Source organism: Dyadobacter subterraneus, from assembly GCF_015221875.1.
GTDB lineage: Bacteria > Bacteroidota > Bacteroidia > Cytophagales > Spirosomataceae > Dyadobacter > Dyadobacter subterraneus.
Window position 1 is genome coordinate 190,983 of sequence record NZ_JACYGY010000001.1, and the last position, 23,064, is coordinate 214,046.

Here is a 23,064-nt window from a genome sequence, read left to right on the forward strand (position 1 = left end):
AATTCAATCTTTTAATTCAATCTTTTAATTCAATATTCATTCTTAAACTTTACGATTATGTTCAGAAAATTATTAGCGGTGATATGTGTTTGTTTCGTAGTGTTCCTTGCTGGTTGTAAAGGTGACGATGGAGCAGTAGGTCCGGCAGGTCCTGCGGGTCCAACAGGAGCTACGGGCGCAACAGGTGCGACAGGACCAGCAGGTACTGGTGGTTCGTCAGCAATTATTTTAAACACAAATGCGATAACAGGAACCGGAACAAATGGTGATTTGTCTTTTGCCCTTGTTGATAGTCTTACTGCCGATGAAGCTGATTTTTACGATAACGGTGTTGCGGTTTTGGTATATGCTAAATCACTGGGTGTATGGTGGCCGCTTCCTGGTAACGTTCAGTTTGCGAATAATGCGGTTAGTGGCTTTACTTTTGTTCACGGAATTGATAGCAATACATTCTTTGTAGATATTTTCACAACAGGAAATTCGGAAGGGGCTACAACGGCGCCAACGAGAAGTTTCGATGATATCCGGGTTGTATTAATTCCGGATACTGGTGCAAGATTATCCGCAGATATCAATTGGAGCAGCTATGACGCAACAATTAAGGCTTTGGGATTGACAGACGTGAGTCTTACAAAAGCAAGTTTGTATAAGAAGAAATAGATATAGAAAATTCCATCAATTTATGAATTCCCTGTTACGAAAGTGGCGGGGAATTTTTATGTCTTACCATAATTCAAAATGAATAGATCCAGGGAATGATTGACATCTTGTATTAAAAACACAAATGGCATTTAGGGATTAATTAATATTCAGCGCATAAATATTATCAAATATACGATACCCTCACAACGAAAAAGGCGAAAGCACCGCATGGTACCTTCGCCTTCTTATTTTATATCAGGTTTGGATTAATATTCCCAAAGACCGTGTTCAAGTTCCATTAACTCTTGTTCGTAATTAAGAGATTTGATCAATGCTTCTTTATCTCCTTTGTAAATGTCAATAAATGACTTGTCAGCAGCATTTGAATACTTAGTGATACGACCGTAGAACAAGCGCAAATCAAAGGCATCAGCAAGATTTTTGTTTTGAGCGGTGTTCTTGTTGTTATACCAAATGTATTTTTTAGGATCGCTTCTGAACAAACGTTCAACATCTTTGTAACGGAATGAAGCGATCGGCAATTCAAGACCCGTTGCTGCATTCATATCAGAAGGAATCAAAAGTGTGATTGCCTGGATATCCATGTACAAACGAGAACGTTTTTTATCAAAAGTCCAGTCTTCCTTAACTTCCATCAGGTTTATCTGATCAGGGAAAAATTCTTCTTCTGTTGCCATGGTCGCTGCAACCTGAAAAGTATCAACCGGTACTGCTGCAACAACAGGCGGCTCTTCTTTCACCACTTTGCCTTTTGCTCCTTTTTTAGTTGATTTTTTTGGCTTAGGTGCTCCCCAGCCATCATCTTCAACAGCAGCTTTTTTAGCAGGTGCTCCCCATCCGTCATCAGCCGCAGCTGTTTTTTCGGTTTTCTTAGGATCTACCTTTGGCTTATCATCCCATCCACCTGCATCAGCAGCAGGTTTTCCAAAACCGGCCGCAATTTCTTCGGCAGACAAACCAGCTGTCTGATTAGGAATAAGCAGTTTTTTATGGATTAAATCACTTGATAACTTGGTTGTACAAGAATCATTAGTATAAGCATCAATAAGGCCTGCTTTTGCTGCTTCTAACAAATATCTTGTAATTTCATTATTTTTAGAGAACATGGAAGAGTTTTGTTTCTCTTTAAGATCTACTCTTCTCCACAATGTTCTTTTCATCATCACATCACCCTCACTGATTGGATGTGACGAAAATTGATTCGCGGTAGAGTCTTCCTTCTCCTGAGCAAATACCATGGTAGACCCCATCGTTAGGGACAATATTGACCATGCAATTGTTTTTCCGTTCATTCTTCTCATTGCTTATATTTTTATCTTATCCAATCAGCAATTGTATATTATTAGTTCAAAGGAACAGATCTGATAATCTGGCCCATTTCAACTTCACTTACATTTCCTTTGAAATTTTGACGTTCAACTTTTAATACTTCAATCACATAACGATCACCCGGTTCTGCTTGTTGTGCCAGTGATGAAATTGATCCACCACCACCCAAACTGATAGGGTTTCCTATACGTCTCGATCCTCTTGCCAATGAAACCTGAATTGAGGAAACGCGGAAACGAGCATCTTCAGGAGAGAACGTTTTGAAGCTTTCATCAGCCAACGCTACAACCTGAACGCTACGGGCAGCACTTGCAGCTATACCACGACGTTCATCTAATGCAGCTCCGTTAACACGAATTTCAATCGTTGGTTTTGGTACTAATCTCACACGGAAACCATCGGTTCCTAAAACACTTCCCTGGTTGCTCACAGTCAAAGTTAACTGTGCACGATTAGGAACAATTGTAAATTTACCTTTTTGTCCGCTAGGAATGATTTCACCACCGTCCGTCGTAAAAGTAGGAGCCCAAAGTGCACCCAGAGCAGGACTCTGAATACTTAGTTTATTTGCGCAACCCAGATACAATGGAGGTAAAGTTCCTGTTTCGATCTGATAGGTAGGTTTAACAACAAAATATTCCTGTTTCAAATTTACCGTGGTATCACGACCTGATGGAGTAGGGAAGGAGATTGCTCCTGTCAATTCACGACGGGCAATACCCTCTGCATTGTATCCACCACCTTGTGCGGTAAATTCAATTTTACCAACACCATTTTCAACCTTAACACCTGCGCCGTTCAAACTCATACGAGGCGTGATACCACTCGCCGAAGCAGCGATAAACATATCTCCTTTGAATTTAGTACCGGCAACAACTGTTTTTGCATCAGCACTGATCATAGCAAGAATTCTGTCAAATTTAATGTCAGCTGCACCTACTTTACTTGCAAGATAGCTCAACACTTCACTTTCCATTCTGCGGATATCCGTTTGCTTCTGGCTTAAAACTGCCAAAGCAGCAGCAACAGGCGTTTCAGCAAAATTCAATTCAGCGAAATCTTTATTTCTTTGATCAACACTTGTTTTAGTAACCGGATCTTCCTTACCGTCCATCGCAATAGACTGGAATTTGGTAGGATTCAAAGAACTAAGGCGATCAGTAAAAGCATTAAGATCTTGTTTCAGCTTGTATGCCTTTCCATTTTTCTTTCCGCCAATCATTAATTCACCAACTTTAGCTTCTTCCTGAGGGTTTTTGATACCGCCCTGCTCGTTTAATCCGCCACCGGCACTCGTAATGATCTCCTGTTTAAGCGCATTAATTTCATTTATAATGTCAGCCGAAGATTTCCGTACGTCATCAGCCTGCTTTAACACTGCAACATCCGCTGCACGGCTGCCTGACTTTTCAACTGCTGCTTTTATTTTTAGTACGGTTTCCTGGTTTATTTTATTGGCTGCTCCCGAAGATAGTTCCAAAGAATTGTTCAGTAGGACGAATTTTTCGATAATCGCTGAGCTTACCTGCAATGCGAGCATTGCCGTAAGAACCAGATACATCATTCCAATCATCTTCTGACGGGGTGTTTCTTTTCCACCTGCCATATTATTCAGTAATCAGTTATCAGTGATTAAATAGTTAAGATAACAAACAATAATAAGATCCTGTTAGGGTTTACAACACTGTTTGCCTGGTTGATGTTACGCGTTTCCGCCACGCATGGCAGTAAGCATATTACCATAAATACCGTTAAGTGAAGAAATGTTGGTAGTCAATTTTGACATTTCAGACTTAAATATTTGTGATTCTTTGGTTGCATCAGCCATATTTTCCATAGCAGCTGTAAGGTTACCATAGAAAGCATTCATCGCTTTAAGATGTTTTGTTGTGTCCTGAAGTTCAAGTTCATAAACAGCATTCAAGGCACCCATATTTTTTGTGATCTGCTGAAACTGGTCACGGTATGATTGAGCATCTTTGGTTGCATCAGCCATAGAAGTCATTGCAGTGATAGCAACACCGTAAGATTTGTTCATATCATTCATGGCAAGAGAAGCAGATTTCACGTTTTTCGCGTAATCATTGGTTGCTACTGTTGCGTCAGTTAGGTCAGTGATTTTTCCTACTGTATCAGAAAGATTTTTAAATCCTTTACCAAGGCTGTCAAAAACGTCCGGAGAAATTTTTGCATTGTCAAGCATAGTATCCAATTTGGCAGTAATGCCGCTTCCTGCCGAACCTCCACCACGAGTGATCGCTGGTCCGTTATAATCGTCAGCAAGTTCAGGATAGACACGGGTCCAGTCCGGCTCTGAATTTGTTGACTGCGTTATTGTTTGCAATGCATATAATAAGAAAATACCAACTTCTGTCCCAAGACCTATCGTTAGCATTTCACTTCCTCCATCCCAATGCTGAATTTTAAATAAAGCTCCCATAATAACAACCGCAGCACCTGCGCTGTATATTGTTGGTACTAGTTTGTCCCATAAAAAACTAGATCCGTTACTCTTAGCCATACGAATTGAAATAAATTATAGTGAATAGTGATAATAAAATTGTTGTATTTATAAAATAATGACGCAAAGAAGAGGGCAGTGTCACAAAACGCTGCTACTTCTTTGCGAAATTTTCTTAGCGACGAGAACGTCCACCAGCACGACCGTTAACATTATCCATCACGCAACGGAAACCAATGAAGGCTCTGCGTTCAGTTTCGTACTCGTAAGTACGTGTTCCGGTTTGAAGGAAGTAAGCAACATCTTTCCATGATCCGCCTTTTACCACTTTGCGAGGCTCATCAGGATTGTCATATCTTGGGTTCATATCCCAAACGATAGCAGTAGCATTATCAGTAAATGCATCAAGTGTCCATTCCGCTACGTTTCCAGCCATATTATACAAGCCAAAATCATTTGGGTTATATGCATTTGCAGGAGCTGTGTATGGATATCCGTCAGCGTCATAATTTCCACGCTGCGGTTTAAAGTTTGCAAGGAAGCAACCTTTTGTATTCATTGTATATGGATTTCCCCATGGATATTTCGCTACTGCGCGGCCGCCACGTGCTGCCCATTCCCATTCTGCTTCGCTAGGTAAACGGAAAGCAGTTGAATTGAACTGGCCTTCTTTATTTTGATAATCGTGATAAAGATTTGTACGCCATTTTGCAAAATACTGAGCGCCCAACCAGCTAACACCTACAACAGGGTAAGTATCGAAGCCAGGATGCTGGTAGTAATATTCAACAAAAGGATCACCGTTGGAATAAGCAAAATCTTTTTTCCATGCAGTTGTATCAGGATAGTATTTCGTCATAATTTCTTCCTCGCCCAGTACAGAAACTGAGTCAACAAGAAGTGCATTAACGAATTGACGATATTCGTTATTCGTAATCTCGGTGTCGTCCATGAAGAAAGAACTGATCGTAACGCGACGGTTCATGTTATTCATTGAAGATGCAATATCTTCATCGGCCTGCCCCATTGTAAACGAACCGGAAGGTATCATTACCATTCCCGCCGGGGTTGTCTGTTTGAACCCTTTACGCGCCGTTGCTGTGATTTCTCCATTCGAAATCCCGACGTCTTCTTTTCCTCCCTTGCCAAATTTATTTTTGATAAATCCGCAGCTTTGCATCAGCATAAGAGCAGCTATCAAAAGCAAACTTTTGACTCCATCCCGATAGATCACTTTAACATTCATAGTGGTTTTTGATATTTGAAATAATAAATGTTAGCCTAAAAACGTCAATCGATTAATATATAGTATACTTAAAATAAAAACAAAAGTAACAAACCACTTAAATGAATGATAAAGTTGAAAAGGAAATAACTGCTTATTCTACTCTCATCATTTATTCGACTTAACGTTGGAACGTATGCCGTTGGTATAAGACTTGAAAATTTTACAAATATAAATCAAAGTTTTGCAAACTGAGTGACAAGTTCCTCGGGCTATTATTAAAAATAAAATAAATTAAAAGCCCTTTTTCTTATCAAATAGCAATGTTTTGCTTTTTGATTGTACATAATTATGATTTTGTCAAAATCTCATATTTGTCTTTTAAAATCAAAATCTGAAACGAGGAGTCCTGATTATCGTTTTCTTGCCAAACTTAGGAGAAGGAAGTGCATAGGATAACATTACTTCAAAAGAAGATGGTGATTTTGCTTTATTTCCACCTATTACGAGGTCATATGCACCGGATAACCGTAAAGACTGGTCGGATAATAAATAAATTCCGCCCATGATAATAAAGTACGTGTCCTGCTGTCTGTAAGTTGCTCCGGCCCAATATCTTTTATTATACGTTACTGTTGCGCCTCCTTCAACTGAAACAGTTGTGATATCAGACTTAACCAAAACAATAGGTTGAACGTCAAGTAAATATCCTAATTCAAGATTTACGCCGGCGTTAAGATATACGGTTTTAGGTAAAGGATTTGTCGCGGTTGAAGACCCGAGCTTATATTTGGGTTCAAGCAAATGATTTAAAGAAGCACCCACATAAAAGGCATCACTTACATAACGCACACCAACTGCAAAATCCGGATTCATTTCGGCAATTGTACCTGTCTGAATTAAAGGATCATTTGAATCGCGTGGTCTTAATTTATCGTAATCAATTGATTGTCTGAATAAACCTGCACTGGCACCAACATGCAGATTTCCACCTGCAAGCGGGAAATGATAGGATGCCGATAATTTGAAATCCTGATTGGTTCGTGGTCCTGTTTTATCGTTGAGGGCATAAAAACCAATTCCGAAATTTTTCACAGGCATGCTAAAAGAAAAAAGCTGCGTAGAAAGCGCACCTCCTTCATCATTATTTGTACCCTGATAGCCAACATATTGTGTACGGTGTGTAAGCTGGAATTTAGTTAACCCGTCTGCACCTGCGGCTGCTGGATTAAGATAAAGCTGATTTAACGAAAAAAGGCTGAATTGAGCATCCGTTTGTGCGAAAGCAGTAGAAGATATTGTCAGTATTAATATCCCAAATATATAGCCCAGTTTAGTATTACGATAGATAAACGTCAAGGTCATGCGTATGGATTAGGTTAAAGAACACTTGAGTGCTTAAGAGGTTTATTTCATAACGCATATTCTGGAAAAAAATTGATATAATAATAAAAAAGGCCGGGAAAATTTCTCGGCCTTTTTAGTCAGCAGGTTATGCTAAATATTATTTGCTTTGCGGATGTAAAGATCCAGCGCTCCGGTCATTGACGGTGCGTTAGGTAAAGGTGCCTGAATATCAAGAATTAAACCGGCATCTTCCACAGCTTTTGCTGTTGTAGGACCAAATGCGGCAATACGTGTCACATTTTGTTTAAAATCCGGGAAATTGTCAAAAAGTGACTTGATTCCGGATGGACTGAAAAAGGCGATGATATCGTAGTAAACATCTTCAAGATCAGAAAGATCTGCGGATACTGTTTGATACATCGTTGCTTCAGTAAACTGAAACTCTTCTGTATCAGCAAATTCCGGGATTTCATTTTTTCGAACATCAGAGCACGGATAAAGGAATTTTTCCTTTTTGTGCTTACGGATCAGCTCAATTAATTCAACAGCAGTTTTCGTTCCTGCAAAGATTTTACGTTTGCGGATAACGATGTATTTCTGAAGATAATTTGCTGTCTGTTCTGAAATACAAAAATATTTCATAGTAGCCGGAACTTCTATGCGCCCTTCTGTGCAAATTCTAAAGAAATGGTCAATGGCATTACGACTGGTGAAAATCACTGCCGTGTGATCCAGGATATTAATCTTTTGCTTACGAAACTCTTTGTAAGAGATTCCGTCTATCTGGATAAATGGCCGAAAATCCACTTTTATACCGTACTTCTTAGCTATTTCAAAATAAGGTGAATTTTCGTCGGCCGGCCTAGATTGGCTTACCAGAATGCTGGTAACCTTTTTGAGCCGATCCTGATCAAATTTGATGGTCTCACTCATGTATAATTCTCATTAGTTTAATTTCAAAATCATCCCTGAAACTTACATAGCGAACTTTATGCCGATAATCAACGGGATTATTTCGATGACGCAAAGGTACGAAAATAAATACAGATTAATAAATGATGCCGGCGGCTTAGTCACAACATAAAGCGTAATGAACCGGGTCACGTAAAAAATCAGGAACGGAAACATGATATATGGACGCAGCGGAACAAGCCAGATGGCATTGTTCAGACTTAGCATAAAAACAAGAAGAAACAGGGCGACATAAAAGAAGTAAGAAGATTGGATTATTTTTAGGAATATGGTTTCAACAAGCTTGTCAAGATTGAGCATTTGTCCTACCAAAACCATGAAAATAAATTTACCATAGGTCAGCAAAAAAAAGATTGCTGAAAGCATGAAAAAATCCACAAGAAACTGAATCAGGTTTGATTCCTCAGAAAGAATAGCCGAAACAGAAAAAAGATTAAGCTTGTTGTTGGCAAAAAATACCAGCATAAAAGCCATAAGCATGGACACAATTATGACCAGGAAAATGACCGTGTTGCTATATGGTTTATTCAGTTTTGAAAGTTGCTCCCTCGGATCGTTATTGAAAAGTTCAAGCGGGTTGATCAGCCTTGAAAATGCAAGCGGATTGACATTAAAAATCCATACATTCAATATCAGAATGACGAGCATTGCCAGGATGGAAAAATTTCCAAAAGGCGAAAAATTAATTGGTTTTATGTTGATAAGCGTTGATGCTGTTTTCTCAATAATACCACCGGCGTTCTGGGATTTTTTGTGGCATATCAAAACGTTTTTATCATCAATGCCTGCGTTTCCATAAATGGAAAGTAATAGTTCTTCCTTTTTATAGGTGCGAAACAGACTGTCAATGCTCAATTCCAGCCATTGATCTGCTACTATTTTTTTTTGAAGCGCGCCTTCCAAAAACAGATAGCTTTCATTCTCCGCCTTTACAAGCAGAAAATATCTTCTGTTTTTTAGTAAATCAATATATAAGCTTACAGATTTCGTCCCTTCGTTAATTCCTTTTGAAAAAGGAACGTAGTTTTTGTACTGATTACTGTATACCAGCCAGTCGTTTTGATAATCGTAAACAGGGAAAAATTGTTCAGGAGGCAATGCCTTTGCGGCTCCCCGGGCATGAATTCCGGAGAAAAGTAAAATCGCGGTTACGATCCAAAACAGCAGTGAATGAATAGACTTCATTGCTACAAGAAAGGGCGGGGTTTCCCCAGCCCTTTCATAAAATTATATTGTTGATTTTGAATTATCTTCTTCCAAGCGCTGTAAGCATGGTTTCACCAATCAGTGCAGGAGATTCTGCTACAAAAATGCCTGACTCTTCCATGATACGGATTTTAGCTTCTGCTGTATCGTCAGCTCCACCGATAATCGCACCTGCATGGCCCATGCGACGGCCTTTCGGAGCGGTTTTACCAGCAATAAATCCTACAACAGGTTTAAGATTTCCGCTTGCTTTGATATAGTTGGCTGCGTCAGCTTCCATGCTTCCGCCAATTTCACCGATCATTACAATTGCTTCTGTTTCAGGGTCGTTCATCAATAATTCAACTGCTTCTTTTGTAGTTGTACCAATGATTGGATCACCACCGATACCGATTGCAGTTGTTTGTCCAAGACCTGCACGTGTAAGCTGATCTACCGCTTCGTACGTCAATGTTCCGGATTTGGAAACAATTCCTACTGTTCCTTTTTTGAAGATAAAACCTGGCATGATACCAACTTTACATTCTTCAGCAGTAATAACACCCGGACAGTTAGGGCCGATCAAACGAACATTTTTACCTTGGATGTATTGTTTCGCCTGCATCATATCCTTTGTAGGAATACCTTCAGTTATACAAACGATTACACCAATACCTGCGTCTGCTGCTTCCATAATAGCATCAGCGGCAAAAGCCGGCGGTACAAAAATGATCGCTACGTCAGCGCCTGTTGCACGCACAGACTGTTCTACTGTATTGAATACAGGTCTGTCAAGGTGGAAAAGTCCTCCTTTGCCCGGTGTAACACCGCCTACTACGTTAGTTCCGTATTCGATCATTTGCTGGGCATGAAAAGAACCTTCAGAACCCGTAAATCCCTGAACTATAATCTTAGAATTTTTATTAACTAAAACGCTCATGTTGGTAAATCAGTTTTTTTGGTAAAAGTAGCTCGAAAAGCACGAAGTAGCAAAATGAAACTATAATTTGTAACTTGCTTTATCGATAATCTTCAAATTTGCCCATGAATATACTGACGAATTCCCATATCTTTTCCAATCTGGTTTTAAGTATTGCCGGCGTCCTTGTTTTTTTGAAATATTTCAAGGCTCAGACAATACAAAGCCGTTTATTATGGGGGATTTTTTTGTTAAGTATTTCAATAAATGCAGCGGTAGAATTGCTGGTTTTTGCCGGTGTTGAAAAACTGGAAACGGTACATATAATAACGCAGGCTGCCGAAATGACCCTGGGAGCTATTTGTATGGTAGTAGCTTCATTTGGTTTGATATTAAAGTACGTGCCATCGGTGATGGTGATGATATCTACGCTCGCACTGGGATTAACTCTATTTTTAAGTATCCTTTTGTACAAGGTTCCTTATCTGGGACTGATCATCCAGCCATTTTGCATAATCGTTACCTTGTGTATTTCTTGCCTCGGACTTGCATACAGACAAAAAAGTGCGCTTTGGGTAGTTTTTGCCATGACCTTACTTGCTGTCTCGGCAAAATCCCAATCTATCCCTTTGCCGATGCATCCGCTTGATTTAAACCATTACATCATAGTTTTATCAATAATCTGCGTTGGCCGGGCGGCTCAGGACCAGTATAAAATTCTTTTCTGAGATTTTATTCCAAACAATTGTTAATGCATTCTTTTTTTATTGTTCTGTATACTAACTTGCGCCAGTTAAATTTCAATAAACAAAGTTTATCCATATCCTAATATGAAAATGATTAAGTCCAGCGCCTTGCTTCTTGCCGCAGTTTTGGCTTTCGGAGCGGTTTCTGTTAGCCCGTCACAGGCGAAATCACTTGGTACTACCGAAGTACGCGATGTTAAGCAAGTAAAAACTATCGAAATTAAAGGTAGTGATGCTATGCAATATGACGTTAAGGAAGTTAAAGTTAAAGCCGGACAAAAAATTAAATTGACACTTACGCACTCTGGTAAATTGGCCAAAGCTGCAATGGGTCACAACTTTGTTTTGCTAAAACCTGGTACAGATATCGCTGCGTTTGCTTCAAAAGCTGCTGCTGCAAGAGAAACAGAATATATTCCTAAGTCGGAAGAGGCTAGCATCATTGCTCACACTAAATTAGTTGGTGGCGGAGAAAGTGATACCATAGAATTTACAGCTCCTAAAAAAGGAACTTACACTTACATTTGCAGCTTCCCTGGTCATTATGCTTTGATGAAAGGTACTTTCATCGTTGAGTAATCATTAGAAGTTAATGCATAAAAAAAACGGTCTGGAATTTCCAGACCGTTTTTTTTATGCATATTGTTAAATTTCAGCCAGCTGTTTTTCGATCAAACTGTTTATTTCCGGCGTGTCCCATTGAGAAGCTCCGATTTCCTGCGTCAGGATTTTTCCTTTATAAATAATGTAGGTTCTCGGAATTGCATTTCCATCCAACGCAGGTGGATATGGTCCGGCAAATTGATAAAAAGGAAGCTGGTATCCTTTGCGTGCGATAAAAGGATTAACCGTTTCGGCATCTTCATCAGAAACGATAAAGAAATCAACTTTTTTGTTGTTTTTATATTTGTTGTATAAAGTCTGAATTCCAGGCATTTCCATATTACACGGTCCGCACCAGGTCGCCCATACGTTCAGAAAAATAAGTTTATTCTCATCCATCGTAACAGCATTTCCTTTCAGATCTGTGACGGAAGGCAAGTAAACGGAGGATGGAACTTCTGATGTAGCTCCCTCAATCTGGTTTGCCGGAATATCAGTTTTTGGAGCAAAAACAACAAAATAAATGGCAACGAAAGCTAGTATGGATAAACCGAAGATTAGAAACTTTTTGGGTGTGCTGGTCATAATTCTTATGCGTAATAATATTGATACAACGAATGTTAGAAATTTTTCTATCTGTAAAAGTAGTTATATTATGTTAGATATTAATTCTATGCAAGGCTGCAAAAAATAGAGAACTTGTTTGCAAATCGCAGTCATAATTTGAATACTTTTATATCAATATTAACATTATAAATCCGTAATCTATTGAAAAACTATACATTCATGAAAGTTAAACAAGTCCTTCTTTCTCTTCTTTTTACAGTTTTGATTTTGCCTTCTCAAACCTTTGCACAACGTTCAGCAGCCGAATATTTTGAAGAAGGAAATACCAAAGCCCGTGCAAGTGATTTTGCCGGCGCACTTCAGGCTTATAGTGTTGTGGTTTCGATCAATCCTGAACATGCACCGAGTTATTTCAATAGGGGCTTGGCAAAAGCCAATCTGAAAGATCACCGTGGAGCAATCCTGGATTATGACCGTGCGATTGAAATTAATCCCAAAGAGGCACTTTATTATCAAAGTCGTGGTGTAAGTAAAAGTATGCAGGATGATTACAGGGCGGCAATTCAGGACTACACCAGAGCAATTGAATTAAGTCCGGAAGATGCAAAATCTTATTACAACCGTGGAGTAAGTTATGCCAAACTGGAAAATCACCGTAGCGCCATGGCCGATCTGGACAAATCGCTTACACTTGATCCGGGTGATGTGGCCGCATTATATGCACGTGGAAACTGCAAACAGCGTTTACATGAATATGCAGGAAGTCTTGCCGATTTTACCAAAGTGATCGAAATGAGTCCTAAACGTGCAGGAGCGTATGCGGGTAGGGGTAATGCTAAAATTGAATTAAATGATTTCGCCGGTGCAGCAGCTGATTTTACCAAAGCAATAGAATTAAGCCCGAATGAAAGTTCGTATTATGACAAAAGAGGTTTTGCCAAAAACAAAATTGAGGATTTTCAGGGCGCCATTTCTGATTATGATAAAACGTTGCAGCTTGAACCGGAAAATTACGAAGCTTATTATGGAAGAGGTTTTTCCAAAACAAAATTAAATGACCAGCGTGGTGCAGTTGTCGATCTTACAAAAGCGATTGAAATAAAAAACCTGTATGTTTCAGATCCTAAAAAGATCGTTTACGAAGGAAAAATAACGAAAAGTGTTCTGGACGAATTGCGTAATCAAGTGAAAGAACATGTCAAAATTGATGACCTGACAACCGAGCGTTCGGAAGCGTATTATATCCGTGGTGTGAGTAAGTCAAAAAGTGGTGATAGTAAAGGAGCGTTAATTGATATCAGTACGGCAGTGGAATTAAACCCAACTTACGCAGATGCTTATTTTTCAAGAGGATTGATAAAATCATCAATTGGAGAACAAATGGGTGCGGTGCTGGATTTTTCAAGCTCAATAAAACTAAAATCAAATTTCCCGGAAGCATATTATATCAGAGGAATTATCAAACACAGCCTTGGACAGGTAAATGAAGGTTGCCTTGATTTGAGCAGAGCAGGGGAATTGGGTTATATGCCTTCTTACAAGGTAATCAGCACTTATTGTAATTAATGGTTAGTTATTAATGGTTAATTGTTAATGATCAGCCATTAACAATTAACCATTAATAACTAAAAATTAAGCCTTTTTGAGGTTTTCAGCAACCTTATCCCAGTTTACTACATTCCAGAATGCAGCGATGTAATCAGGGCGTTTGTTTTGATAGTGCAGATAATATGCGTGTTCCCAAACATCTAATCCTAAAATTGGTGTTCCTTTTACTTCTGCAATATCCATAATCGGATTGTCCTGGTTTGCAGTGGAACTGATAGCAAGCTTGCCGCCATTTGCAGTCAACCAAGCCCAGCCAGATCCGAAACGGGTCGTTGCAGCTTTACCAAATGCTTCTTTAAATTTATCGAAAGAACCGAATTGTGCGTTAATCGCATCAGCAACAGCACCTTTTGGAACACCGCCTTTTCCGGCACCCATTACTTCCCAGAAGAAAGTGTGGTTCCAGTGTCCGCCTGCATTGTTACGGATTGCAGCTGGTGCTTTTCCGGCAGTTTTTACAATTTCTTCAAGTGATTTCTTTTCGTATTCTGTGCCTTTTATAGCATCATTCAAGTTTTTTACATAAGCGGCGTGGTGTTTGCCGTAATGTATTTCCATCGTCAATTTATCTATACTCGGTTCAAGCGCTGCGAAATCGTAAGGTAGCGGAGCCTGTTTGAAAGGGGCAGTTTCCAATAATATTCCTGATGAAGTTTCTGCAAATGCAAAATCAGCAAGTGCGCCAACCGCCAAAGAGCCTCCGGCTAATGTGCGCAAAAAATCTGTTCTATTCATGATACTTTGATTTTTAGATAAACATTTCAATCGTAAGCCACCCGGCTAACGATACTGCGACCAAGTGTTATTTCGTCAGCGTATTCAAGATCACCACCTATGGGAATTCCACGGGCAATGGTACTTACCTTAACTTCGCTGGGTTTTAGTTTTTTCTGTAAATAAAAAGCAGTTGTATCGCCTTCCATCGTCGGGCTCAGCGCAAGAATAATTTCCTGCACACGCTCATCCTGCGGAGAATTTTCTATCCTTTTTATAAGCGAATCAATGTTGAGATCAGACGGACCAATTCCTTCGAGAGGTGAAATAATTCCACCCAAAACATGATACAAACCTTTGAACTGACTTGTAGCTTCAATGGCCAAAACATCCCTGGTATCCACAACGACACAGATTATCGAAGAATCACGTTTAGGATTCTTGCAGATATTGCAAAATTCTTCATCTGAAATATTATGGCACTGAACGCAGTAGCAGGTTTGCGTCCGCATTTTTAAAAGCGCTTCTGAAAGTCCGCGCGTTTGCTGCTCGTCACGTTTTAATAAGTGCAAGGCAAGGCGGAGCGCTGTTTTCTTTCCGATTCCAGGAAGCCGGGAAATTTCACTGACTGCATCCTCAATAAGACGGGACGGATAATTCATGTAGCAATAAAGTAAGTAACCGCCGATTTTTAAATTAATGAATCTCTGCTGAAATACCTCTCCTGCAAATTTCATTCCTCATGCCGGCAAGTTCTTCAAATTCGCCCTCTTTTACGGAACATTTTCCTTTAAAATGGATGATCAGGGTACACTGTTCGGCTTGCTCGTTGGTATGTTTACAAACCTCAATCAAAGTATCTATAACCCAGTCAAATGTATTTATATCATCATTATAAACGACCAGCTTCATCAAATCGGTCTCAACCGTTTTTTCGAGAATTTCTGTATCTGTTTCTATTAGCACTTGCATAACAACCAAATTTCTGTTTGTTTAGCAAATCTAATCAAAAGTGGAGATTATTCGAAGTCTTTTATCACCTCTTTTATTATTCATGCTTTCTTAAAACCCACAGGTGAATGAATCCCTACATTTCTTTAATTATTCTCGTTGTCTATTTCGCAATGCTGATTACGGTGTCGGTTTACACCTCTCGCGGAGCCGATACTAATACTTTTTTTACCGCCAACAGACAATCACCCTGGTATCTGGTTGCCTTCGGGATGATCGGTACTTCTTTATCCGGCGTTACATTTATTTCTGTCCCGGGAGCCGTTGCCAATATCCAGTTTTCATATTTTCAGGTAGTTATCGGATATATTCTCGGATACATAATTATTGGTACCGTATTAATGCCACTTTATTACCGATTGAATTTAATTTCCATTTATTCGTATCTGGAACAGCGTTTCGGATTTTGGTCTTATAAAACAGGTTCGGCGTTTTTTCTTTTGTCAAGAACGGTCGGTTCGGCTGTTCGTTTGTACGTAGCAGCACAGGTTTTACAACTGGCATTATTCAAGCCGCTTGGCGTTCCTTTTGAAGTTGCAGTGGCCATTACAATTCTTTTGATCTGGATTTATACTTTCAAAGGAGGGGTGAAAACGATCATCGTTACGGACACACTTCAAACCTTTTTCCTGATTACCGCAGTTATCCTGACAATCGTTCTGGTTTCACAGGAATTAAATCTGCATGGACTTTCGGATGTCTGGAATACGGTGCAGAGCAGCGGATATTCCAAAGTATTTTATTGGGATTTTAATGATTCTAAAAACTTCTGGAAGCAATTTTTTGCCGGTGTGTTCATTGCAATTGTGATGACAGGAATGGATCAGGATCTGATGCAGAAGAACTTAACCTGTAAAAATATCGGCGAAGCGCAGAAGAATATGTTCTGGTTTACAGCCGTTTTAGTTGTTGTCAATTTTCTGTTTTTGTCTCTTGGGGCGTTGCTTTACGTATATGCAGCAGCGAAAGGAATTCCTGCTACGGCCAGAACGGATGAGTTTTATCCGATGCTTGCGCTTAACCATTTAGGGTTAGCTGTTGGTATTACTTTCCTGTTAGGTATCACCGCCGCAACTTACGCCAGTTCAGATTCTGCGCTTACAGCTCTTACAACAGCCTTTTGTATCGATTTTATGGAAATTGAGAAAAAACCGGAAGAAAAACGTTCTAGTATCAAGTTCTGGGTTCACATCGGATTTTCTGTATTGTTCTACATTGTTATTCTGATTTTTAACCGGATGAATAATAAAGAAGTGATCACGGCAATTTTCGATCTGGCAGGTTATACTTATGGTCCTTTGCTGGGGTTATTTACTTTTGGTCTGTATCTGAAAAGGCCGGTAATGGATCGTTATGTTCCTTTTGTTTGTATCGTCGCTCCGATTTTAACTTATTATATCAATAATCATTCAGAAGAATGGTTTAACGGATACAAGTTTGGTTTTGAAAGATTGATCATTAACGGCTTGATCACTTTTATTGGACTTTGGATTCTGACCGATAAAAAGGCAAAAAAATTGGCTTAGTTTGGAGCGAAATTTAAAAAATGGGATTGACTGATAGTTTAGCTTTCAGTCGATCCTATTTTTTTAATACGGTTTGAAAATAAAATTTCGGTAAAACACATACTATGAAAAATGACTTATTAAACCTGCGCGATATCTTCGCCTATTTTCTCGTAGCGGCCGCAGGCGTTCTGATACAGTTGGTTATTGGCACACTGGCGCAGGATTGGTTTACTATCACTTACTTACAATCTTTGACGGTGGGATATCTGGTCGCTTTTGTCGCCGGCTTTTTTCTGACCAAAATATTTGCCTTTAATACCAAAAACAAAACAAAGAGTAAAAGAGAGATGATCAAATTCGCTTTGGTCGCAGCTCTTTCATTTTGTATAACGGTTTATGGTTCCGATGCCTTATTTCAGCTTTCATTAAAACTGGTCGGACAATATAAATTGCGAATACCTTATTCTGTTAAACTGGTTGATGTCAATAAATTATTCAGCCAGTTAACCTGTATGGGAATCAGTTTTATGAGCAATTATATTCTTCACAAAAGATTTACTTTCCAGGATACAGGCTTTTACGACAGGCTGAAAAGTTTGCTGAGCAAGTAAGAAATCATCCTTCTTCATTCAAAACTAATCCCGCAGTTCTAAAAACTGTGAATGGAGAGATTCTGTGCTGTATATTTTTATTTATTTAGTTGAAATAGGTAATTTTTATCTTGTTTTAATTCTATTAATAATGTAACTTTCTTCCAGTAAACGGTGATAAAAAGTAAGTTTATTTTACAAAATATTTGAATTCGAATGAAGAGAATAAGAGAACCTTAGTTAAACAAGTTTAAACTTCTGGATCATGAAAACAGTATCATTAATGCTCATTGCAGCTTTTATGTGCGCTGCGTGTTACGAAACTCCGAAAAAAGATAATTCCGAAAAGGAAAACAATCTTGAAAATGAAAAGAAAGCCATAACGGCTACGATCGAAAAGGAAACCGAATCCTTTTTCGCCAGAGATTATGAGGCATGGAAATCAAATTATGCCCAAACCGATTACGCATTTCAGGCATGGAGCAACGATGACGGAACTTTTGACTCCAATGTCGGCTGGAACGATATCAATAAACAAATCGGTAAATACATTTCGGAAAATCCCGAGCCTGTTTCCAGCCATCCCAAGGTGGAACGAAAAAATATGAAGTATAAATTCTATGGTGACAATGTTGCTTATCTTACCTGGGATCAATTTAACAGCGACAAACCTGAAAAAAATTTCCACCATAGTAAAGAAGTAAGACTGATGGAAAAAATAAATGGGCAATGGAAAATTGTCTGTGTTTCCGCTTTTTGGGACTATAAACATCTTATCCCCGCCAGCCGCTTACCGCAAATACAAAGAATCGCCAATGAAAGCGGAGGTAAAACCAAAATCTGAATAGTTGCTAATTCGTCCGGATTGTTCGGAATCGGAAAATTATGTTCGGTTATGAACACCGGTTGTTCGATATGATTTATTTGGTTTTCATATAAAATATTGATAGTTAGATAGATGTGATTTTGTTGGCATTGAATGGCACACCGAATTTTATTTGGCACGGACTTTTTTAATTGATAAATAACAATGTTAAATAAACATTCAAATTTTAAATATTATAGCCATGAAAATTTCAGCAGTTTCCAAATTCGTTTTGTCATTGACACTTGCTTTTTCTCTTGTTTCATTTTCATACGCCAAAGAAAATGAAGGTGAAAAACTTGACAAAAAAACCAAATCATCCGCAGTTGCTTTCGACGCGTCGATTTACAAAGTATCGAATTCAAACAAAGTAAATCTTGCCATTGATAAAGTGCCAGATGCTACTGTTAATGTAATTCTAAGAAATACCAATGGGGATATCATTTATGAGGAGGCTCTGAAAGATAATAACCACCAATACCGTCGCGTCTTTAATCTTGAAGGAATGGAAGATGGTACTTATTATTTTGAACTATATAACAAAGACCGTAAAATCACTAAAAAACTTGAAATAGCCACTTCTAGTAACAAAGTTGTGGTTTTGTAAACAGACAATTTTCTTAATTACAAAAAGCTCTGCCATCCCAGGCAGAGCTTTTTTGTTATGATGCCTATGCGATTTTGAAATGATGTTATCGAAGAAAACAGTGTATCTGTCTGATACGATTTTAACGTGTAAGAAATTTAATTTTCTTGATTTTAGATCTTTATCTAACCTAAACTTCAAAAAAATAATGTAACCTCATGGGGCTCATACGCAGGAGAAATTATTGTGAAATCGGCACAATATTCCAAATAAGTCCAAAATGTTCAGTATCGGAATATTTTGTTCGTTAATGAACACTTTTTAAATTTTGAAATGTGATTTTAATTTTACATAAACTATTGATTATCAAACGTTTGTTTGATAATATTTTTATTTGGCATAGCGAAATTTTATTTGGCACGGGCTTTTTTAGTAGTCAGGTAACCATGTTAAATAAATAATCAAATTTTAAAAATTACAGCCATGAAAATTTCAGCAATTACCAAATTCGTTTTGTCTTTGACACTAGCTTTTTCTCTTGTATCATTCTCTTACGCCAAAGAAAATAAGGCGGAGAAAACTGACAAAAAAGTAAAAGCATCCGTAGCAACATTTGACGCCTCTCTGTACAAATTAGCCAATACAAACAAAGTAAAATTAGCTATCGACAAAATTCCGGAAGCTTCTGTAAATGTATTATTGAGAGATAGCAAAGGAAATATTGTTTATCAGGAAGTATTAAAGAAAAACGAAGATCGCCCATACCGTCGCGTTTTTGATGTGGAAAGAATGGAAGACGGAACGTATCACTTCGAACTGTATAACAAGGACAATAAAATTATCAAAAAATTGGAAATCGAAACTTCTAATAACAAAGAGGTGGTTTTGTAAAACAACAGACATAAAAAAATCCCGGCCAGAAATGGCCGGGATTTTTTTATGTCTGAATATTTTGATACTCAGGATAATTCTTTTTCAGGATCCCAGAATTTATTATGCCAATCCTGGACCTTATCGTCTTTCACTTGCACACCTTCACTTTCAAGTTTTTCCTGCATAGCGGTAGGCGTTCCAAATTGAAGTTTCGCACTTAATAGACCGTTTCTGTTTACAACGCGATGGGCAGGAAGATCATTTTGGGTGTAGCCATTGCCAAGAGCCCATCCAACCATTCTTGCACCTCTTTTGGAGCCCAGATAAGCAGCAATTGCACCATATGAAGTAACGCGCCCTTTTGGAATTAAACGAACGACATCATAAACATTCCCGAAAAAATCATTAGTCGCCGGACTATATGTTGTTTCTTGCTTCTTTGCGCTCATCGATTTCCTGCGTTAGTTCCTTATACCATTTCGGCCCGTAAGCGCGAATTAAAGGTTCTTTTAAAAACTGATAAAGCGGAACGCCAAGTTCTTGTCCGAAACTGCAAGCCGGACTGCAAATTTCCCAGCGGTCATAATTCAGCGCGTGATATTGCTCATATTTTGTAACACGGATTGGATACAAGTGACAGGAAATCGGTTTTTTATAATCGATTTTTCCGTCGTTATAAGCCTGCTCAATTCCGCATTTCAGTATCTTTCTTTCATCGTAAATTGCGTAAGCACATTCTCTTCCATTGATGACCGGTGTTACATAATCACCATCAAAATCGGTTGTATAAGTACCTTCGGTTTCAATTACTCTTTTACCTTCCTCGGTCAGATATGGCTCTACATGCTTGTAAATACTTTCCAGAATAGGTAATTCTTCGGGATCCAGCGGAGCGCCCGAATCTCCCTCCACGCAGCACGCGCCCATACATTTGTCCAAATTACAGACAAAAAGCTGGTCTTCAATATCGTCGCTGATGCAGGTATTGTCAATGAGTATCACTTTGTTTTTTGTTTATTATTGTTGTGGTATTTTTAGTTTCTGACCTACGATAACAGTATTTCCGGACAATTTGTTAAGTTTTTGAAGTTCTTCAATCCCAACATGATAATTCTGGGAAATCCGGAAAAGTGTTTCGCCTGGCGCTACCGTATGAGTTGTTACCCCTGAACGCTGCGGTGCACGCTCTTCTGCTATGGCTTTTGTATTTCCGGAAACTTTGTTCGTTTCACTTTCCGAAACAGTCGCTGCTTCTTTTCCAACAATCAGTTTTTGGCCAACACTTAATTTTACAATATCATTCAAATGATTGATCGCAAGCAGCTCTTTTACAGATAAATTATACATTCTGGAAATGCTGTAAAACGTCTGTCCAGCCTGAACTGTGTGAAAATTTGTGGTTTCCTTAACTGCGGTAACGGCAGGTTTCTCCTTAACAGGCGGCAAAGGATTATCAAAAGCTGCCGGCTGTGTATTGGCAGGCGTACGTGACGCATTTTCCGATGGTGTTGAGAATGGATTACTATCCGTTCTTTTAGCCACAGCCTTGCCAGCGGCAGGTTTTGCAGCAGGTTTACTTGGAACTGCTTTTGGTTCCTGTGCCTGTTTGAAAGAGCCATCACTTCCATCCTGTGTAATAATCACAACTCTGTCATTTGTATTTCCAGATGGAGCAGCTGCTACGGCCGGAATTTCAACGGTTGATGGTGATGGAACGTTTGGTACTACCCCAGGTTGAAAATTCTGATCTTCCTTTGCGATACTGCTCTGATTTTTATCAACCAAAACCGGCGTATATTTTTTTCTTCCGGAAGCATTTGCAGGAATATTATTGCCCGACTGAGGCTGTGCCGGAGTTGAAGCAATGATTGGATCAGTAACCGTTTTGTCACCTGGTTTCGGCGTGATAATTTCAATTGGTGTTTTCTTCGGACGTTTTTTGTTCAGCCAAACAACTTGTCCGGTTTGAAGCGGATAGGTTTTGCTGATCGTACGGTTATATTTTAAAAGATTAACCAATCTCAGACCATATTGCTGAGAAATACTTTGCCATGAATCACCTGTTTTTGCTGTGTGAAATGGCGTAGCGGCTTTCTTGTTTTTACGAGCCAGGTAATAAACATTTCCAGGAATAATCGGCATATCAACCGACATATCATTGTATTTCAAAAATCTCGGTCTTCTTAAATTTCCCGCTTTGGCGATACTTTTTGCATCATCTCCGGCTTTCGCTTCAATACCAGGCAAACCATTTATTTCATAAAAGGCATATCCGTTTTTGTCGCCGGATTTTGCATTTGATTTTTTCAAAATCGGAAAACCTGTTTCGTCAGGAATTGCGTTGGAAGCCGATGTTGCCGATGAAGATGAAGCCAAAACAACTTGACTTTGTGCAGGCAGCGATAATTTGGAACGTACCGAAGCAACTAAGTTTGAAGGTACCGGCAAGGTTACAAGATATTCTCTGTCAGTAGGAATTCTTTCATCGCTTACCCAGCGGTTATAACTTTTTAAATCTCTTTCCTGAATTCCCAATTCACTTGAAATTTCAGAAAATGTTTTTCCTTTACCATATTCTGATTCAATCAGAACCATGGAATTGGTCGTGCGATATCTTTCAATACCAGCTTCCAATGCAATTTTATGTGCAAAAAAGCGAAGCATGTAACGATCCGTTTTTCCGTTCAAAGTAACTTCTCTCGCATACGACCAGTTTGCCGGAACCAGTTTTTTAACACCACCTACACCTTGATAATAAGAATAAAGTGAAGAAACCCAGTTGTTTAATTGTTGGTTATTTTTCTTCAGATACCACGCAGCTGCGTGTGTTGAAGAACTGATATTTTTTCTTTCATCAACGTCTTTATCAACACGAAGATTTAATTCCTGTGCTGTTTCAGGTTTAAATTGCCAGAAACCAACTGCATTGGAACTTGAAACAACATCAGGCTTGAAGGAACTTTCCTGAACGGCCAGATATTTGAAATCAATAGGAACTTCTTCGTCCATCAGAATACTTTCCACAATCGGGAAATATAGTATTGCCCGGTCCATTTTTTCTTCCCAGAACTTCTTGTTTGACATCAGGCTTTTGATATCTTCCTCAATCAGGTTTTGCGCGCTTCTGTCAAATTTTACCGTAATTCCCCCAAACATAATACTCGATGGAATTTCCGGCGAATTGCTTTGAGCTCCTGCCAGTTGAATTTGAAAAACAAACGAGAAGAAAACCAGTGTGGTTATTTTTAAGTATGTGCTGGAAATTTTGTTCATAAATGATGAAAGCTTGGCT

At 38.9% G+C, this 23,064-nt stretch carries 24 protein-coding genes; 9 read left to right on the forward strand and 15 right to left on the reverse strand.

Annotated elements, in window-relative coordinates; translation table 11 throughout:
• Positions 1 to 57: 57 nt before the first annotated feature.
• Positions 58 to 660, forward strand: a complete 603-nt coding sequence (locus tag IEE83_RS33235; RefSeq protein WP_262893213.1) for a hypothetical protein — start codon at positions 58 to 60, stop codon at positions 658 to 660.
• A 248-nt stretch (positions 661 to 908) separates the two neighbouring features.
• Here IEE83_RS33235 and porN read toward each other — a convergent pair whose 3' ends face one another.
• The 8 genes from porN to sucD all read right to left on the reverse strand — a co-directional run bounded on the left by porN (position 909) and on the right by sucD (position 10,122).
• Positions 909 to 1,955 carry a type IX secretion system ring subunit PorN/GldN gene (gene porN, locus IEE83_RS00860; protein WP_194123241.1) on the reverse strand — a complete coding sequence of 349 codons (1,047 nt, stop codon included), beginning with the start codon at positions 1,953 to 1,955 and terminating at the stop codon, positions 909 to 911.
• A gap of 50 nt (positions 1,956 to 2,005) precedes the next feature.
• A complete protein-coding gene (porM, locus tag IEE83_RS00865; protein WP_194118759.1) occupies positions 2,006 to 3,598 on the reverse strand; it encodes a type IX secretion system motor protein PorM/GldM in 1,593 nt (530 codons plus the stop codon).
• A 96-nt stretch (positions 3,599 to 3,694) separates the two neighbouring features.
• Complete coding sequence (gene porL, locus IEE83_RS00870; RefSeq protein ID WP_194118760.1) at positions 3,695 to 4,513, reverse strand: type IX secretion system motor protein PorL/GldL; 819 nt, start codon at positions 4,511 to 4,513, stop codon at positions 3,695 to 3,697.
• 115 nt (positions 4,514 to 4,628) lie between these two features.
• Positions 4,629 to 5,699: a T9SS ring complex lipoprotein PorK/GldK gene (gene porK, locus IEE83_RS00875; protein ID WP_194118761.1), complete on the reverse strand. Its 1,071-nt coding sequence runs from the start codon at positions 5,697 to 5,699 to the stop codon at positions 4,629 to 4,631.
• Positions 5,700 to 6,065: 366 nt separating this feature from the next.
• A complete protein-coding gene (locus IEE83_RS00880) occupies positions 6,066 to 7,043 on the reverse strand; it encodes a PorP/SprF family type IX secretion system membrane protein (RefSeq protein ID WP_194118762.1) in 978 nt (325 codons plus the stop codon).
• Positions 7,044 to 7,175: 132 nt separating this feature from the next.
• Entirely contained in the window at positions 7,176 to 7,958 is a 783-nt protein-coding gene (locus IEE83_RS00885) for a uroporphyrinogen-III synthase (protein WP_137340421.1), read from the reverse strand.
• Between the two features lie 42 nt (positions 7,959 to 8,000).
• Positions 8,001 to 9,182 (reverse strand): DUF4271 domain-containing protein, encoded by a 1,182-nt coding sequence (locus IEE83_RS00890; RefSeq protein ID WP_194118763.1) that lies wholly within the window; start codon positions 9,180 to 9,182, stop codon positions 8,001 to 8,003.
• Between the two features lie 61 nt (positions 9,183 to 9,243).
• Entirely contained in the window at positions 9,244 to 10,122 is an 879-nt protein-coding gene (gene sucD, locus IEE83_RS00895) for a succinate--CoA ligase subunit alpha (RefSeq protein WP_194118764.1), read from the reverse strand.
• A 104-nt stretch (positions 10,123 to 10,226) separates the two neighbouring features.
• Between sucD and IEE83_RS00900 the strand changes: the two genes are divergently transcribed.
• On the forward strand, positions 10,227 to 10,829 hold the full coding sequence (locus IEE83_RS00900; RefSeq protein ID WP_194118765.1) for a hypothetical protein: 603 nt from the start codon (positions 10,227 to 10,229) through the stop codon (positions 10,827 to 10,829).
• Between the two features lie 102 nt (positions 10,830 to 10,931).
• The gene (gene azu, locus IEE83_RS00905; RefSeq protein ID WP_194118766.1) at positions 10,932 to 11,426 is read left to right on the forward strand and encodes an azurin; all 495 of its coding nucleotides are present in this window, start codon (positions 10,932 to 10,934) and stop codon (positions 11,424 to 11,426) included.
• A 66-nt stretch (positions 11,427 to 11,492) separates the two neighbouring features.
• Here the strand turns inward: azu and IEE83_RS00910 are convergent, their stop codons facing one another.
• Positions 11,493 to 12,035, reverse strand: a complete 543-nt coding sequence (locus IEE83_RS00910) for a TlpA family protein disulfide reductase (RefSeq protein WP_194118767.1) — start codon at positions 12,033 to 12,035, stop codon at positions 11,493 to 11,495.
• Between the two features lie 201 nt (positions 12,036 to 12,236).
• Here IEE83_RS00910 and IEE83_RS00915 point away from each other — a divergent pair, with 201 nt between their 5' ends.
• Positions 12,237 to 13,583 carry a tetratricopeptide repeat protein gene (locus IEE83_RS00915; RefSeq protein WP_194118768.1) on the forward strand — a complete coding sequence of 449 codons (1,347 nt, stop codon included), beginning with the start codon at positions 12,237 to 12,239 and terminating at the stop codon, positions 13,581 to 13,583.
• A 66-nt stretch (positions 13,584 to 13,649) separates the two neighbouring features.
• Here IEE83_RS00915 and IEE83_RS00920 read toward each other — a convergent pair whose 3' ends face one another.
• From IEE83_RS00920 to IEE83_RS00930, 3 genes are read right to left on the reverse strand one after another with little or no spacing between them, the layout of a single operon-like run.
• Positions 13,650 to 14,360: a superoxide dismutase gene (locus IEE83_RS00920; protein WP_194118769.1), complete on the reverse strand. Its 711-nt coding sequence runs from the start codon at positions 14,358 to 14,360 to the stop codon at positions 13,650 to 13,652.
• A 26-nt stretch (positions 14,361 to 14,386) separates the two neighbouring features.
• Positions 14,387 to 15,001 (reverse strand): recombination mediator RecR, encoded by a 615-nt coding sequence (recR, locus tag IEE83_RS00925; RefSeq protein ID WP_194118770.1) that lies wholly within the window; start codon positions 14,999 to 15,001, stop codon positions 14,387 to 14,389.
• A 34-nt stretch (positions 15,002 to 15,035) separates the two neighbouring features.
• The gene (locus tag IEE83_RS00930) at positions 15,036 to 15,311 is read right to left on the reverse strand and encodes an ATP-dependent Clp protease adaptor ClpS (RefSeq protein ID WP_194118771.1); all 276 of its coding nucleotides are present in this window, start codon (positions 15,309 to 15,311) and stop codon (positions 15,036 to 15,038) included.
• A 107-nt stretch (positions 15,312 to 15,418) separates the two neighbouring features.
• Here IEE83_RS00930 and IEE83_RS00935 point away from each other — a divergent pair, with 107 nt between their 5' ends.
• The 5 genes from IEE83_RS00935 to IEE83_RS00955 all read left to right on the forward strand — a co-directional run bounded on the left by IEE83_RS00935 (position 15,419) and on the right by IEE83_RS00955 (position 19,790).
• Positions 15,419 to 16,876, forward strand: a complete 1,458-nt coding sequence (locus tag IEE83_RS00935; protein WP_194118772.1) for a sodium:solute symporter — start codon at positions 15,419 to 15,421, stop codon at positions 16,874 to 16,876.
• A 104-nt stretch (positions 16,877 to 16,980) separates the two neighbouring features.
• Positions 16,981 to 17,469, forward strand: coding sequence for a GtrA family protein (locus tag IEE83_RS00940; RefSeq protein WP_194118773.1), 489 nt, complete (start codon positions 16,981 to 16,983; stop codon positions 17,467 to 17,469).
• Between the two features lie 244 nt (positions 17,470 to 17,713).
• Positions 17,714 to 18,292: a hypothetical protein gene (locus IEE83_RS00945; protein WP_194118774.1), complete on the forward strand. Its 579-nt coding sequence runs from the start codon at positions 17,714 to 17,716 to the stop codon at positions 18,290 to 18,292.
• Positions 18,293 to 18,515: 223 nt separating this feature from the next.
• The gene (locus IEE83_RS00950; protein WP_194118775.1) at positions 18,516 to 18,920 is read left to right on the forward strand and encodes a T9SS type A sorting domain-containing protein; all 405 of its coding nucleotides are present in this window, start codon (positions 18,516 to 18,518) and stop codon (positions 18,918 to 18,920) included.
• Between the two features lie 462 nt (positions 18,921 to 19,382).
• Positions 19,383 to 19,790, forward strand: a complete 408-nt coding sequence (locus IEE83_RS00955; protein WP_194118776.1) for a T9SS type A sorting domain-containing protein — start codon at positions 19,383 to 19,385, stop codon at positions 19,788 to 19,790.
• A gap of 68 nt (positions 19,791 to 19,858) precedes the next feature.
• Here the strand turns inward: IEE83_RS00955 and IEE83_RS00960 are convergent, their stop codons facing one another.
• From IEE83_RS00960 to IEE83_RS00970, 3 genes are read right to left on the reverse strand one after another with little or no spacing between them, the layout of a single operon-like run.
• Positions 19,859 to 20,221, reverse strand: coding sequence for an MGMT family protein (locus tag IEE83_RS00960; protein WP_194118777.1), 363 nt, complete (start codon positions 20,219 to 20,221; stop codon positions 19,859 to 19,861).
• Positions 20,190 to 20,774: a DUF3109 family protein gene (locus IEE83_RS00965; RefSeq protein WP_194118778.1), complete on the reverse strand. Its 585-nt coding sequence runs from the start codon at positions 20,772 to 20,774 to the stop codon at positions 20,190 to 20,192. The genes IEE83_RS00960 and IEE83_RS00965 overlap by 32 nt, the downstream gene beginning before the upstream one ends.
• A 15-nt stretch (positions 20,775 to 20,789) precedes the next feature.
• A complete protein-coding gene (locus tag IEE83_RS00970; protein ID WP_194118779.1) occupies positions 20,790 to 23,045 on the reverse strand; it encodes a LysM peptidoglycan-binding domain-containing protein in 2,256 nt (751 codons plus the stop codon).
• Positions 23,046 to 23,064: the final 19 nt, after the last annotated feature.

What these genes read in the sequence shown, in the direction of transcription:
- IEE83_RS33235 (WP_262893213.1), top strand. Translation starts at nt 58, where the DNA reads ATGTTCAGAAAATTATTAGCGGTGATATGTGTTTGTTTCGTAGTGTTC.
- porN (WP_194123241.1), bottom strand. Translation starts at nt 1,955, where the DNA reads ATGAACGGAAAAACAATTGCATGGTCAATATTGTCCCTAACGATGGGG.
- porM (WP_194118759.1), bottom strand. Translation starts at nt 3,598, where the DNA reads ATGGCAGGTGGAAAAGAAACACCCCGTCAGAAGATGATTGGAATGATG.
- porL (WP_194118760.1), bottom strand. Translation starts at nt 4,513, where the DNA reads ATGGCTAAGAGTAACGGATCTAGTTTTTTATGGGACAAACTAGTACCA.
- porK (WP_194118761.1), bottom strand. Translation starts at nt 5,699, where the DNA reads ATGAATGTTAAAGTGATCTATCGGGATGGAGTCAAAAGTTTGCTTTTG.
- IEE83_RS00880 (WP_194118762.1), bottom strand. Translation starts at nt 7,043, where the DNA reads ATGACCTTGACGTTTATCTATCGTAATACTAAACTGGGCTATATATTT.
- IEE83_RS00885 (WP_137340421.1), bottom strand. Translation starts at nt 7,958, where the DNA reads ATGAGTGAGACCATCAAATTTGATCAGGATCGGCTCAAAAAGGTTACC.
- IEE83_RS00890 (WP_194118763.1), bottom strand. Translation starts at nt 9,182, where the DNA reads ATGAAGTCTATTCATTCACTGCTGTTTTGGATCGTAACCGCGATTTTA.
- sucD (WP_194118764.1), bottom strand. Translation starts at nt 10,122, where the DNA reads ATGAGCGTTTTAGTTAATAAAAATTCTAAGATTATAGTTCAGGGATTT.
- IEE83_RS00900 (WP_194118765.1), top strand. Translation starts at nt 10,227, where the DNA reads ATGAATATACTGACGAATTCCCATATCTTTTCCAATCTGGTTTTAAGT.
- azu (WP_194118766.1), top strand. Translation starts at nt 10,932, where the DNA reads ATGAAAATGATTAAGTCCAGCGCCTTGCTTCTTGCCGCAGTTTTGGCT.
- IEE83_RS00910 (WP_194118767.1), bottom strand. Translation starts at nt 12,035, where the DNA reads ATGACCAGCACACCCAAAAAGTTTCTAATCTTCGGTTTATCCATACTA.
- IEE83_RS00915 (WP_194118768.1), top strand. Translation starts at nt 12,237, where the DNA reads ATGAAAGTTAAACAAGTCCTTCTTTCTCTTCTTTTTACAGTTTTGATT.
- IEE83_RS00920 (WP_194118769.1), bottom strand. Translation starts at nt 14,360, where the DNA reads ATGAATAGAACAGATTTTTTGCGCACATTAGCCGGAGGCTCTTTGGCG.
- recR (WP_194118770.1), bottom strand. Translation starts at nt 15,001, where the DNA reads ATGAATTATCCGTCCCGTCTTATTGAGGATGCAGTCAGTGAAATTTCC.
- IEE83_RS00930 (WP_194118771.1), bottom strand. Translation starts at nt 15,311, where the DNA reads ATGCAAGTGCTAATAGAAACAGATACAGAAATTCTCGAAAAAACGGTT.
- IEE83_RS00935 (WP_194118772.1), top strand. Translation starts at nt 15,419, where the DNA reads ATGAATCCCTACATTTCTTTAATTATTCTCGTTGTCTATTTCGCAATG.
- IEE83_RS00940 (WP_194118773.1), top strand. Translation starts at nt 16,981, where the DNA reads ATGAAAAATGACTTATTAAACCTGCGCGATATCTTCGCCTATTTTCTC.
- IEE83_RS00945 (WP_194118774.1), top strand. Translation starts at nt 17,714, where the DNA reads ATGAAAACAGTATCATTAATGCTCATTGCAGCTTTTATGTGCGCTGCG.
- IEE83_RS00950 (WP_194118775.1), top strand. Translation starts at nt 18,516, where the DNA reads ATGAAAATTTCAGCAGTTTCCAAATTCGTTTTGTCATTGACACTTGCT.
- IEE83_RS00955 (WP_194118776.1), top strand. Translation starts at nt 19,383, where the DNA reads ATGAAAATTTCAGCAATTACCAAATTCGTTTTGTCTTTGACACTAGCT.
- IEE83_RS00960 (WP_194118777.1), bottom strand. Translation starts at nt 20,221, where the DNA reads ATGAGCGCAAAGAAGCAAGAAACAACATATAGTCCGGCGACTAATGAT.
- IEE83_RS00970 (WP_194118779.1), bottom strand. Translation starts at nt 23,045, where the DNA reads ATGAACAAAATTTCCAGCACATACTTAAAAATAACCACACTGGTTTTC.